Here is a 13,154-nt window from a genome sequence, read left to right as displayed (position 1 = left end):
CTTCAGGAGTTTTTATGACAGACCTGCCTCATTTATCGGGCCTTCAGGCAAGGATAGGGTTTCAATTTTCCAGTGAGAGTTTGCTCAGGCATGCCTTAACTCACAAATCTTTTGTTAATGAGAATAAAACGCTCAATGTAGGGGATAATGAAAGGCTTGAATTCCTTGGTGATGCCGTTCTTGACCTCGTTATTTCAGAAATTCTTTATACTCTTTTTCCTGATTTAAAGGAGGGTCCTCTTTCGAAAAAAAGGGCCTCCATCGTACGAGAAGAGAGTCTGGCTGCCATTGCCAGAGAAATAGGACTGGGAGAATATATTCTTCTCGGCAAGGGGGAACTCCTGAGTGGAGGCAGAGACAAAAGTTCACTCCTGGCAGATACCTTTGAGGCCCTTGTGGCAGCACTCTATCTTGATGGCGGGCTTGAAAAAGCTAAAGAAGTTATTGAAGAAATATTTATTCCTCTCATCAAATCACCCCTTCATTTTGCCGATTTCAAATCGGAACTTCAGGAACTCTGCCAGAAGGAGAAAAGAGGGCCCATTGCCTATGAAGTTGCCTCGGAGTCTGGCCCTGATCATGACAAGACCTTTGAGGTAGTTTTACATATTGAAGGAAAACCGGTTGCCAGAGGGAGAGGAAAAAGTATAAAAGAGGCTGAGCAGATGGCAGCCAGAAGGGCGCTTAAAGAGGCAGCAGATCATGGCTAGAAAAAAGATGTTTATTGCTCCCTTCTATGTGAACCACAGAGGGTGCCCTGAACGGTGCGTCTTTTGCGATCAGAACAGCATTTCCGGGCAGGATGGCGGCATGGCTGAAGGAGATGAAATTAAGTCGGAAATTTCTTCCTATCTCGAAAGCTGGCAAGGGGAGGGGAGGCGAGAAGTTGCCTTCTATGGCGGCACCTTTACTGCGCTTCCTCTGGCCATGCAGGAGCATATGCTTGGTCAAGTAAAGCCCTTTATCGATAATGGTGAAATTGATGCCGTCAGAGTATCAACAAGGCCCGATGCTATCGATGAAGAAGGTCTTAAGCTTCTTAAGAAATATGGTGCAGCGACGGTAGAGCTGGGTGTTCAGTCTATGGATGATGAGGTACTGCGGTCCTCGGGGAGGGGGCACAGTTCAGCGGATACGGAAAGTGCGGCCAGGCTGATTAGGGAGTACGGCTTCACGCTGGGCTGTCAACTCATGCCCGGGCTACCTGGCGACAGTTATGAAAGGTCGATGAAAAGTGCATTCAAGGTTGCAGATCTCGGCGCTGAACTGGTCAGGATTTATCCGGCTCTTGTCATCAGGGGGACGGAGTTGGAAAAGAAATTTCAGGAAGGGAGCTATAGACCGCTAACCATGGAAGAAGCCCTTCCTCTCTGTGCAGATATGGTGGAGCTGTTTAGAGCAAGGAATATTGATGTTATCAGGATCGGTCTTCAGGCAGAAGAAAGCCTTGAAAAATCGCTTCTTTCAGGTCCTTACCATCCCTCTTTCGGAGAGATGGTTGAGTCGGCCATTTTTATGAAAAAAGCCAGGTCTCTTCTTGCAAAAGCATCTTACGGGAATAAAGATATTTCTTTTTCAATATCCCCTTCTGATGAGTCGGCATTCAGGGGACAGCGAAATATGAATATAAAGAGACTCAGTGCAGACTTCCCTCGTTTAAACTTTTCAATAAGAAAGGATTTTTCACTTAAAAGGGGGAAGGTGTTGATTCATTGAATAATAAATGTAGAGAGATAGTATGAGTAAACAAGCATTTAAATCCGGTTTTGTTTCAATTATCGGCAGACCTAATGTAGGAAAATCGACGCTACTCAATGAAATAGTGGGTGAAAAGTTATCCATCATTACAAATAAGCCGCAGACAACAAGGAACAGGATAACGGGAATAAAGAATATTGATGACGCCCAGATCGTATTCTGGGATACGCCGGGTATACATAAGGCGAGAGACCTTATGAATAAGGTTATGGTCAAGGCAGCCATATCAACCATATCGGAGGTGGATATCATTGTTTTTGTCATCGAAGCGAACAAGATTTCAGGCAGCGGTGATGATTTTATCATCAACCTCTTAAAAGAAGCGGGCAAACCCGTCATCCTTGTGATAAACAAGATAGATCTCGTTAAAAAGGGAGAGCTCCTGCCAGTCATAGATGATCTTTCTTCACGGTTTGATTTCAGACATATTATTCCCTTGTCCGCAAAAAAGGGGGAGGGGGTTGAAAGCCTTTTAGAGAATATAAAGGATATTTTAAAAGAGGGACCACGCTTTTTTTCTGACGATCAACTGACGGACCTTCCGGAGAGATTTATCGTTTCAGAGATTATCAGGGAAAAGCTATACAGAAGTTTGAGAGATGAAGTTCCCTATTCTACGGCCGTTGAAATTGAGGAATTTACCGAGAAGGAAAGTAAAAATGTCCTGGTTATCAAGGCCCTTATCTATGTTGAGCGTGACTCGCAAAAGAGAATAATCATCGGCAAAAAGGGGGCCATGATGAGAGAGATAGGTACAGCTGCAAGAAAGGATATAGAAGCCCTGTTGGGAGCCAAAGTCTTCCTGGAAATTTTTGTGAAAGTGAAAAGCGGCTGGAGTAGCAGTGACAGGATGCTTAAGGAACTGGGCATAGATTAATAAAGAGAAATTTATACAGATTTCACAGATTTTAATGAATTATCGTCCCCCGTCCTCCGGGCGTGGATCTTACTCCGGATATTTATAATGGAATGGAGAACCTTTTTATGATAAGGCATATCGTTTTCTTCAAGTTCAAAGAAAGCACATCTAATGATGAAAGAGAAAAGCTCATCTCGGCGCTGGAAGGACTGAAAGACAAGATTGAAGTTGTCAGGGAATTGATAGTTGGGAGGGATATTGGCAATAAACCCAACTCTTGCCATATCGCCCTTGATTCGACTTTTGAAACCTTTGATGATGTAGAGGCCTATGCCGTTCACCCCGACCATATGGAAGTGGTTAAGATGGTGAAGGAAGTTTGTGAATCATCGCTTAAGGTAGATTATGAGTTTTAGAAAGAAGAGAGTGGAAAACAGGATTTAAGCGATTATTCTATCCAGTGAACTATTTTCTCTAAATCTTCTCTGCCGGTCATGGCGCTGTTAATTTTGTCATCCATGTCCGCATATCCGATTGACATTCCAAGGACAAGACGTTTTGAGTCAGCTATGCCGAGAAACTGTCTGACTTCACCCGAATAGTCCGTAAGGTAAGCCTGGGGTACTGTGCCGAGTCCTTTTGCATTAGCAGCCAGCATGACACTCTGGATGAACATACCCATGTCGAGAATGGACCACTCGTTAAGTGATGCGTCCTGGTAGAAAAAGATGGCATGAGGCGCTCCATAGAACCTGAAGTTGGCTTTTTTAGATCTTTTGATATTTTCAGGATCGGTCAGGTCAATGTGGAAGAGCTTGCTTCTATTGTCGAGTGTTGATTTGATTCGCTCTTCAACAGGGGCCGGCCAGCCCGTTGGTTCAGGGATGTCAGGTTTTTTTACTTCATTCTCTTCAAGAAGACCGACAAGCAGCCTGGAAAGCTCATCTTTCTCCTTGCCTGAGATGATGATAACTTCCCAGGGTTGGCTGTTTTTGTAGGAGGGGCTTCGCTGAGCTGTTTCAATGACTTCAATGAGGATTTCCTTTGGGACCGTCTCCGGTTTGAACTTGCGAATGCTTTTTCTGGTTTTAATACAATTTAGGGCGTCCATTAAAGCTCTCTTTATAAAATATGATAAATGGTATATCCAGGTGAAAAATATTTATTTAATAGGCGTGTTTATGAATAAAACCCTTCCAGATTGTGAGCCACATTATTTTAATATCCAGCCATACTGACCAGTTTTCGATGTAGTAAAGGTCATGTTCAACTCTTTTCTCAATTTTTTCCAGGGTGTTAGTTTCACCACGCCAGCCATTAACCTGTGCCCAGCCAGTGATACCGGGCTTTACCTTGTGCCTTAGCATGTAACTTTTTACTATTTTCTTATATTCTTCATTATGAATAACTGCATGTGGTCTTGGTCCGACGACAGACATGCGACCCTGCAATACATTCAGGAATTGGGGCAATTCATCAAGGCTTGTTTTACGGAGAAAAGCACCGAAGGGAGTGACTCTAGGGTCAGATTTTGTAGCCTGCAGAACCTGTTCGCCATCTTCAGATACAGACATTGTCCGAAATTTATAGACCTTGATTTCTTTCCCATCAAGGCCATAACGTTTCTGTTTAAAAACGATAGGACCACTTGATGTAAGTTTAATAATAATTGATATGAGAAGTAGTAATGGAGATGTAAGCAAAAGTGCAATGGAGGCAACAAGAATATCTGACAACCTTTTGACAATGACACTCCACCCATACATGGGGCTTTCCGTTAGATTGATTAAGGGCATACCATCAAAATCTTCAATGCCCGCATTCAAGGTCATTGTCTGATATAGATCAGGCACAATTCTGACGGTTACTGTTTCATCACTGAGACTGTTTACCACATAAGTGAGTCGCTTATATGCCTGCACCGGAAGGGCTACAAATACTTGATCAACCTCATACTCTTTAATAATGTTTCTTATGTTTTTTGTTTTTCCAATGACTTTATGGCCTTCGATCACTTCACCTTTTGTTATATTGTCATCAATCAATCCGACAACTTTAAGTCCCGACCAGGGGCTAGACTTTACCTTTTTTAGAACCCTGACACCTAAATCACCTGCTCCGACAATGAGAACGAGTCTGAAGTTGTAGCCTTTTTGTCGAAAACTGCGAAGGAATTCTCTTAAAATAAATCTTTCGACGGAAAGGAGAATTATGCTTATGATCCAGAAGTAGAAAAATACCAGCCTGGAGTACTCATCTTTCCGAATAAAGTAAGTCGTGCTGACAAGTATGATCATAGCCAGGGTAGAAGCTTTTGACACATCAAATACTTCGGTAATTATTGAGGAAATTCTTCTCTGTTTATATAAGCCCATGTTTTTAAAAATAAAAGGCCATAGAATAAGGATGGGTACTAATATTATTAAATACTGCTTTGAAAGAGGATTAACTCGAATATTTTCCCACCATAAACCAGAAAACCTTATGTGATATGCAATAGTCCATGAGACAGCGATAATTAGAATATCTGCAAATGCAAAAACACTTGAGAGAAACTGCCAGTGCTTTTTAAGCATATACATACCCCCTTTAGAGAAACTCAATTAATATCAATGAATCAATAATAATGGATAATAACATAAATGATTTAATATTGCATAAAAGATAGTTAGTATAACATTTTTTCTGTAAATTCAATTTAAGGGTTGAATATGTACCTACAATATTTAACCTTGAGTATTTTTTTTAAGTTCATTGGCTGCTTTATCTGCAACGCCGGGCATACCACCCATCAATATTGTTTTTAAACCTTCATTTTTTTTGTCCTTCTTTCCACCAAAAAAAATTTATAATGATAGGCAACAGATTTTTTATACCGCTTGTTTTCTTATATGCTTTTCTTTTTAAATTAATAGTTTTACTCTGCCGAATTCTATTGCCATCAAAAAGTAAACCAACATTAAGCTCTTTATTATTCTCAATTAATTTTTTAGATTTACTTAAGTGAATTTTAAAAGTACTTTCTATTTTTTTTAAACATTCCATGGGATTATCAACTAAATCATCGTATTTAATCATAACAAAATTTCTTTTGTAAATAATAAATTTTACAAAAGTAGAATATAAATTAATGATAAAATAGTAAATATTTGCACTAAAATAGTTTTTTGATGGTTGTTCTATATCCTTTTTTTGAAAAGCATTAACTACATGAGCCGGGTTTCTAATTAAATAGATGCAGTACAACTCATAATCCAAATATCTACTCAGAGCTAAAGCTCTTGACGGATATTTAGATGAATCAATAATGATATTTTCATCAATTTCTTCAAAAATTGATGAAAATAAATTATTGATGTAAACTTTATACATTTTAAGGTGTTTTGAAGGTAAGAATCCAAAAAAATTAATTAAGAAAGAACGGTGAAACTCTATCTTCATCGAAAGAGTGAGCAAATCATCATATGTAATTATTTTGGGAAATTTAGAAAAAAACTTTTTTTCTATCTTGCTCCAAAAAGTATATTTAAAATCATTTTTTTTCGAACCATGAGGAATTCCTCGTAAAGTGGGAAACCTGACTAATTCACCACAACTAAATATGTCTTCCGAGTTCCCAAGTATTATGTCAAGCAAGGTTGTCCCACTTCGACCGGCACCCATTATATAAATAACTTTTTTTCTCAAATTACTTTTATATTCTCTCTTTAATTATTTTAGCTGGGTTTCCTCCAACGACAACTAAGTCAGGAATGTTCTTGGTTATAACAGACCCCGCTCCTATCACAACTTTATTTCCAACCGTTATTCCAGGAAGAATGATAACATTTGCGCCAATCCATACATCGTTTCCTATTGTTGTTGTTTTGTGAATTTTACCCTGAACTCGTACGGGATCTTTTATTGATGAATAATTATGATTTCTTGTATAAATTTTTACATCCGGCCCCATAATCACATTGTTACCTAAGGTAGTATTGGACTGAATCATGCACCGCGTGCCTAACTCAGAAAAATTACCAATTTTAATATGAGGTGATATATCTGAGTTATGTTTAACTACTAAGCCCTTACCACATTTATCCGTAAAGTTAGAGACTAAAAACTTTCTAAACAAGGGGAAAAATAAACTGTATGGCCTATAATTTTCTGGTGTAAATCTGATGGCACTAATGTATATAAAGTAAAGAAAGTATTTAAATATTTGTTTAATATTCTTCATTTTTAGAATTTCAATGTAAGAATTACGGAGATGTTTTCTTGAGATATATTAATTGTTTTGTAAGTTCACGAAGGGTCATTAGAATAAACCAGCTATCCTGAATAAGATATCTTTTCCATAGTCTTCTAGGATCTTTAATTAAACGCCAGAACCATTCAAAGCCTATATTTTGGATAAATTTGGGCGCCCTCTGGATATTTCCAGCTGCAAAATCGATAGCTGCTCCAACACATAAAATAATACAATCATTTAACTGATTTATATTGGAAGAAGCCCACTTTTCCTGTTTAGGGGCTCCCACTCCAAAAAAAATGATATCTGGTTTTCTACTGTTGCAAAAACCAATTATTCTCATTGTTTCTTCATGGTTTTTTTCAAAACCCATGGGAGGACAATAAGTGCCAACAATATTTAAGTTATTAAACTTTTTTTTGAGTTTTGATGAAGCTTCTTCAGCAACCCCTATCATACCTCCAATTATCATAACTTTCAATCCACTATTAGATGCTTTTTCACAGACTTTTGGTAGCAAGTCTGCCCCCGTTACACGCTCAGGTAGACTCATTCCTGGAAGTATTTTGCTTAACCACACAATAGGCATACCATCTGCGAATATAAATAAAGCATTTTTATAAATCTTCATAAATTCGCTGTCTTTATCAAGTTTTACCATATGGTCAACATTAGGCGTAACTACTAGCCCTTTTTCTCTTTTTTTTGATGCATTAATTACCATATCTGCAGCTTCTTCCAATGTAGCAGCATTAATATTAATATTAAACATTTGTATACTTTTTTCAGGCATATTGTGAAATTAATACTTTATCTTTATCGGTTAATTTGAAAGGTACTAATGAGAATTAGAATTACCTTGAAGCACAAGGCAAGTATTATACATATTTTGAAGTGCTTTTTCAGAGGAAAAGTCCTTAATTGATGAAACGCAATTTTCCATAGTGTATTTAGCAGGTTCCCTTAAGACTTTTAATAGACTTTTGCATATTTCCTCTACTGAAAAATCAGAAGCAATTTCACCTGAAAAACTTTCTATTACAACCTTTGATACATCACCTACGTTTGTGGTAACAACTGGTGTCCCGCATGCTAATGCTTCCAGGATAGAGTTTGGCAAGCCTTCAGAATTACTCGTTAATAAGAAAACATCACTTGCTCTAAGAAAATCAGCAATTTCTGTTTGTTCCAAAGAGCCAAGAAGGAAAATGCTATTGTTAAGTCCAAGGTCATTTATGAAGTTTAGCAAGTTGTTTTTGAGATCACCATCTCCAATAATTATTAAATTAGTGTAAGGAAATTCCTGCACTATCTTAGAAAATACTTTAACTAATTTTTCAGGAGCTTTTGCTTCCTGAAGACGTCCAGTAAAGATTATCCATCTAGACTTATTTGAGAGGGATGGCCATTTTTTAATTAAATATTTCCTCTGAAGAGATAAAGCCTTCTTTGCTGGTGAAAATTTTGTAGTATCGATACATATTGATTGAAAGGCGAACTTGTCATTATATTGCGGGTATCTGGTTTGATAATACTTTAGTGAGTTTTCTGTAACAGTAAATATCTTGTCGATATTTGGTAATAACGATTCCTCAAGTCGAATGTAAAATTGAGGGAACTTATTCCACAGCTTCTCAGTTGTTTTTGATAATATTTGTTTTTCAATATCTGCATGAGTTAAATATATTTTAGGACAATCTGTTTTCTTCAGTACGGCAATTGGCTCTATACGGTGAAAAAATAAAATACTATCTCTAAATGACTTTTTTCTTAATAACCTTAATTGAAAAGCAAATTTAGCTGATAGGGGTATTATGGATTTTTTATTTTCATCTTTCACATATAAAAGTGGTAAAAAGTTAATGGTTTTGTCTTCCATGTTAATTTTTTGCCACTTTTTTACTGGACGCTCAGTAATATTACTTGTGATGCCGATATATTCAATTTTCATGCTAGAGGGTGCAAAACGGATAAATTGCTTAATAAATGAGAGAATTCCGCTGATTTTTCTGCCGAAAAGATCTTCTTGATGGATGATTATGATTTTTTTTGGTTCCAATCTACTTGCTACTTATATGGTTTATATTTTCAATAATTCATGAAAATAACCTGAAATATATAGGCTAGTTTCTTCTGATATTCTTTGACATGCTTATATTCAAAACTGAATTTGCCAGAAATTAACTTTAAAAAGTGACAAGAGTTTAAAAACTAATATCATTGATAAAGTCTGGTTATTGCCCTCTTTACTTTTCTAAGCTCAGAAAGTATGAAGTTGGGAATGACAATAACGGATATATCTTGTAATGTATGAATGATTTCTACAAGTGGTCTCCTGTGTAATTTTATTGCTTTACACTTAACTTTTATTGCAAACCAGCGCTGTTTTTTTTCCCTTTTAATGGTTATACAACTTGGTGAATTTCGTCGAAAGGTCAAAGCTTGAGCCAAGTTATCCCCTTTGTACCTTTGCAGGATTCTAATCCAATACTCATAATCCTGAGCAAATTCAAAACTATTATTATATCCACCAAGTTCTTTGTAAACATCCTTTTTAAATAGAATTGATGAATGAGTAAAAGGATTGAACTTTACAATTGATTGTCTGATGCTTTTATCCTCTTTCACAAATCGAATCTTTTGTGTTTCAGAAACATGGCCATTTTCATCTATCACATTGCATGCTGTTCCTACTATAGAAATGTAAGGATGCTCTTCCAGGTATTCTATTTGTTTACTCAACTTTTCAGGGTGCCATATATCATCACAATCTATGCGTGCAATGAACTTGCCTTGTGATAATTCTAATCCTCTGTTAAGCGATCGTGTCAATCCTATATTTTGTTTATTATGAAATACCCTGATTCGTTTGTCCTTAATCATGTAGTGATTTAAAATATTTACTGACTTATCTGTTGAACCATCGTCAATTACTATTAACTCGAAGTTATTATAGCTTTGATTGAGTACGGAATCTATAGATTCACTTAACCATCTTTCTCCATTATATACGGACATTATTATACTTATTTCTACTTCTATTTTTTTCATTTATCTTTTTGTTCTTTATTATCCCGTCAGTAATCCTGATATCCTCTCATCCAGCGCACAATGACCAAATTTTATTGGATCAATTAGATAATTGTGTAGGGGGAGTAAGTATTAGGCGAGATTATAGGCACGATCCGGTTAATCAGGCAACCTAAAAGCTCATGTGATAAAATATTATATTGATAAACAGTATTTTTACGCAGAAACTAATGTAATAGTTTTTTAAAAATAGTCATTTCTCTTTTGACGATACTATCTAAAGAATAATTTTCTTGAATTTCTTTTATAGCTCTTTTACTGATTTCGTTATCATCATTTGTAATCGCCTTATTTATAGCTTCAAGAATAGATTTGGAATCTGTCCCTTTTGCAAGGTAACCTGTTAAACTATCTTCAATGACCTCATTTATCCCCTGGACGTTAGTTCCAATACAAACCAGTCCACAGGCCATAGCTTCAAGCAAGGTCTTTGGCATTCCTTCAAAATGTGATGGCAGTATATAGTACTTGTAGCGATTTAATATTCCCGGCAATTCTGAATTGGGAACAGCGCCCATAAAGGAAACCTTTATGCCTCTATCAATACTGAGTTGCTCCAGCATTGGCTGCAGTTCTCCCTTACCATATATGTCTAATGTTAAATTTGTCTTTCCGATGGCTTCAAATAGGTTGAAAAGGTTCTTTTCCTTATTCAACCGGCCGATAAAGATGAGACGATCTTTATATTTTGTCTTTGAATTTTCAGGTACAAATAATTGCGTATCAATATAGTTTGGGATTACATAAATATTGCTTTTGGGAATCGAGTAGCTTTCTACAATGTTTTTTCTTTGGTTTTCAGTTGTAACTATTGCGGCAGCAGCATTTTTATAAGCAAAATTTTCAATTATTTCTATTAACGTTAGTTTGAATTTAGAAATGTTCTGTCTCTTTCGTAATAATGACCATGTGTATCCCGTTCTTAATAATAGCGGCCTATGAATCAGCCAACTGGCAATCACAGCAGACCAACTGCCGTTCATTTGATTGGTTTTTAGAATATGGAGAGGCTTCAATAAAGAAAAATGTAGAAAGGGCAGGAGCAGGCTGTAAATCAGAATACCGAGTCTACCTATAAAAAAACATGGCATGGGAATCACTTCAATATTAAGATGAAGCTTCCCTTTTTTCTTGAGTTCATTACTTAAAAAAAAATCATTTATGCCGTAGGTAAACCAATATACTTTGGAAAGAGTTTTATTATTCAGATGAGCTTCGTAGATTAGCTTCTCTCTCTCTAATAAACCACTTTCCAACCAAACTTGCAGAGATATGCCACGAGAAAAAAAAAGTCCAAGTTTCATTTGGGTTTTTCCTTGTTAAAGAGCTAAAATGCTAATATGAAGAAATAGTTCGTATTAAAACTTTTTTTCTCTGAACTAGAATGAATTTATATAGCAGGTCGATGTTCGTTTAGCCCAAAGAAACTAATCATTGTGAACAGGATAACCGTATTCTTTCAAATCTAGGCCAGTCAGTTTATTAAGGGAAGCATTGGTTTTTGCATATCTTTTAAAGAGTTGATTATATTCAGGGTAGCGCTTAATATCGATATTCCCTCTATTTTTTAAGAACTTCTCAAGAACAGGTGAAGACCATTGTTTGATACCGTAAAAACCATACCTCAATCTCCTAAAGTAGTACAATTTTTCTTTTGTTCCTGTAAAAAACATTAATAATTTCAGAAAAATGCCAAAGAAATAATTAATAAATCTCCAAATAGTTAATACAGCAAGATTTTTACTACTTTTATTTATGTATTGGCTAGTTTCAAACGACTGATATGGAACTTGTAAAAAATCACATAATGAACTTATAAAACTTTCAGGCGATTTTTTTAGTCCTTCCATAGGAAGGATATGAATATTTTCTTTACCAAACAAATCCATATAATGCTTAATCAGTTTGTCATACTCTAAATGGTCAAATAAGCCAAGTTTACCTTCTTCGTCAAGGAATGAATCAAAGTTTCGAGATTCCACCCCCTTGCTTGAAACACGAAATGTATAAATAGAACTTAAGTAAGAAAATTGATTTCTGATAACAATTAGAATCCTTGCCTTTGGAAAAGTCTTTTTTAAATTTTTAGCGACCAATAAAGGATCAATGCTTTCATGACCATGAGGATGCCCAGATAATTCTTCATGGCTTAGAACGGTAACTCTTCTTTTTTCATTGCCATATTCTTGATTAACTTCATTATTAACCCACTTATGAAGGGCAATTGGATCAAAGCATTCAAGTGACTCAACCATATCCAGCATTTCTCTCTGTTTTCCTGCAAAGAAAACATAGTTAACCGGTAAATGAGTAAAAACAGTCTCCTGAAGAAAAGTACTTGCGGATTTATGGAAACCGACATGTATAATTATATTATCCATAGTAAAGTGAAAAGGTTAAATATCTTTAGAAATTAATAAGTTCTATGCTTATGACTCAACTATATCTCATATGGATGAGCCTCACACCAAATTTCTCCCCATCCGACTTTTTTATCAACAATAATAAGTCCAGCTGCCTTTAGCTCCCCAATAAAATCTTTTTCTACATATTCAATATGGTGAGTAGAATCAAGTCTATAGTCAACACCGAGTTCATCCATTAAAGGCACCCGCCAGTCACGTTCATAGATAGGAACGCGAAGCAGCCACTTTTTAGGTCTGAGTCTTTGTTGTACTTCTTTTAAGAAAATGACCCTGTTGGACAGGTGTTCCAGAACATTTGACATGACTGCCACATCAAATTCTTCATCAGGCAGCTCTTTCAAAACATCACCATGTACATAACGAATATTATTATGAGGAAATTTTATTTTTGCTACTTCAAGGGAATCGCTATTCAACTCTATACCTGTTACATGGGCTCCGCCCAATTCAGCTAAATCATAGGATAATGAACCATTTCCACAACCTATATCAATCACTTTATCACCCTCTTTTAAATGATGAACAAAAAAGTCATGATACTTCATTAGTCGGTGTTTCGGGTGAATACCATTGCCATAATCACAAGCAAGTTTACTTGTTAGCTGGTACAATTTATTCTCAAACATTAATAAGAGCTTTAAACCCTTACTGCTTTCCCTGCCAGATGCAAGCATCCAACTCAAGGCTGCTATCCCAGCTACACATATCTTCTCTGGAAGCCATTGTAGTAAGTAGCCAGTAATTGTTAAGCCTTTTGAAACTATTCTTTTCATATTGATAATAATTA

The 13,154-nt window shown here is 36.3% G+C and carries 14 protein-coding genes; 4 read left to right on the top strand and 10 right to left on the bottom strand.

What is annotated here, in order from left to right:
* Window positions 1-14: 14 nt before the first annotated feature.
* The 4 genes from rnc (at window position 15) to OEV42_08665 (ending at window position 3,033) form a co-directional block, all read left to right on the top strand.
* On the top strand, window positions 15-710 hold the full coding sequence (gene rnc, locus OEV42_08680) for a ribonuclease III (protein ID MDH3974341.1): 696 nt from the start codon (window positions 15-17) through the stop codon (window positions 708-710).
* Window positions 703-1,716 (top strand): radical SAM protein, encoded by a 1,014-nt coding sequence (locus OEV42_08675; GenBank protein ID MDH3974340.1) that lies wholly within the window; start codon window positions 703-705, stop codon window positions 1,714-1,716. Before rnc ends, OEV42_08675 begins: the two co-directional genes overlap by 8 nt.
* Before the next feature lie 22 nt (window positions 1,717-1,738).
* Entirely contained in the window at window positions 1,739-2,635 is an 897-nt protein-coding gene (era, locus tag OEV42_08670) for a GTPase Era (GenBank protein ID MDH3974339.1), read from the top strand.
* A gap of 107 nt (window positions 2,636-2,742) precedes the next feature.
* The gene (locus OEV42_08665; GenBank protein MDH3974338.1) at window positions 2,743-3,033 is read left to right on the top strand and encodes a Dabb family protein; all 291 of its coding nucleotides are present in this window, start codon (window positions 2,743-2,745) and stop codon (window positions 3,031-3,033) included.
* Between the two features lie 32 nt (window positions 3,034-3,065).
* On the opposite strand, the gene OEV42_08660 is transcribed toward OEV42_08665, so the two are convergent.
* From OEV42_08660 to OEV42_08615, 10 genes are all read right to left on the bottom strand, one after another.
* Window positions 3,066-3,728, bottom strand: coding sequence for a nitroreductase (locus OEV42_08660; protein ID MDH3974337.1), 663 nt, complete (start codon window positions 3,726-3,728; stop codon window positions 3,066-3,068).
* A gap of 55 nt (window positions 3,729-3,783) precedes the next feature.
* Window positions 3,784-5,193, bottom strand: coding sequence for an undecaprenyl-phosphate glucose phosphotransferase (locus OEV42_08655; GenBank protein ID MDH3974336.1), 1,410 nt, complete (start codon window positions 5,191-5,193; stop codon window positions 3,784-3,786).
* A 235-nt stretch (window positions 5,194-5,428) separates the two neighbouring features.
* Window positions 5,429-6,304, bottom strand: coding sequence for a sulfotransferase (locus tag OEV42_08650; GenBank protein MDH3974335.1), 876 nt, complete (start codon window positions 6,302-6,304; stop codon window positions 5,429-5,431).
* Window positions 6,305-6,311: 7 nt separating this feature from the next.
* On the bottom strand, window positions 6,312-6,839 hold the full coding sequence (locus tag OEV42_08645; protein ID MDH3974334.1) for an acyltransferase: 528 nt from the start codon (window positions 6,837-6,839) through the stop codon (window positions 6,312-6,314).
* A gap of 22 nt (window positions 6,840-6,861) precedes the next feature.
* Window positions 6,862-7,644, bottom strand: coding sequence for a WecB/TagA/CpsF family glycosyltransferase (locus OEV42_08640; protein ID MDH3974333.1), 783 nt, complete (start codon window positions 7,642-7,644; stop codon window positions 6,862-6,864).
* 45 nt (window positions 7,645-7,689) lie between these two features.
* Window positions 7,690-8,910, bottom strand: a complete 1,221-nt coding sequence (locus OEV42_08635) for a glycosyltransferase family 4 protein (protein MDH3974332.1) — start codon at window positions 8,908-8,910, stop codon at window positions 7,690-7,692.
* 158 nt (window positions 8,911-9,068) lie between these two features.
* Window positions 9,069-9,902 carry a glycosyltransferase gene (locus tag OEV42_08630; protein ID MDH3974331.1) on the bottom strand — a complete coding sequence of 278 codons (834 nt, stop codon included), beginning with the start codon at window positions 9,900-9,902 and terminating at the stop codon, window positions 9,069-9,071.
* A 206-nt stretch (window positions 9,903-10,108) separates the two neighbouring features.
* A complete protein-coding gene (locus tag OEV42_08625) occupies window positions 10,109-11,245 on the bottom strand; it encodes a glycosyltransferase family 4 protein (protein MDH3974330.1) in 1,137 nt (378 codons plus the stop codon).
* A gap of 123 nt (window positions 11,246-11,368) precedes the next feature.
* On the bottom strand, window positions 11,369-12,322 hold the full coding sequence (locus tag OEV42_08620) for a sulfotransferase (protein MDH3974329.1): 954 nt from the start codon (window positions 12,320-12,322) through the stop codon (window positions 11,369-11,371).
* Between the two features lie 59 nt (window positions 12,323-12,381).
* Entirely contained in the window at window positions 12,382-13,140 is a 759-nt protein-coding gene (locus OEV42_08615) for a class I SAM-dependent methyltransferase (GenBank protein ID MDH3974328.1), read from the bottom strand.
* Window positions 13,141-13,154 lie beyond the last annotated feature (14 nt).

It is taken from the genome of Deltaproteobacteria bacterium, assembly GCA_029860075.1.
Taxonomy (GTDB): Bacteria; Desulfobacterota; JADFVX01; order JADFVX01; family JADFVX01; genus JAOUBX01.
This window is presented reverse-complemented; position numbering and strand designations above follow the sequence as displayed.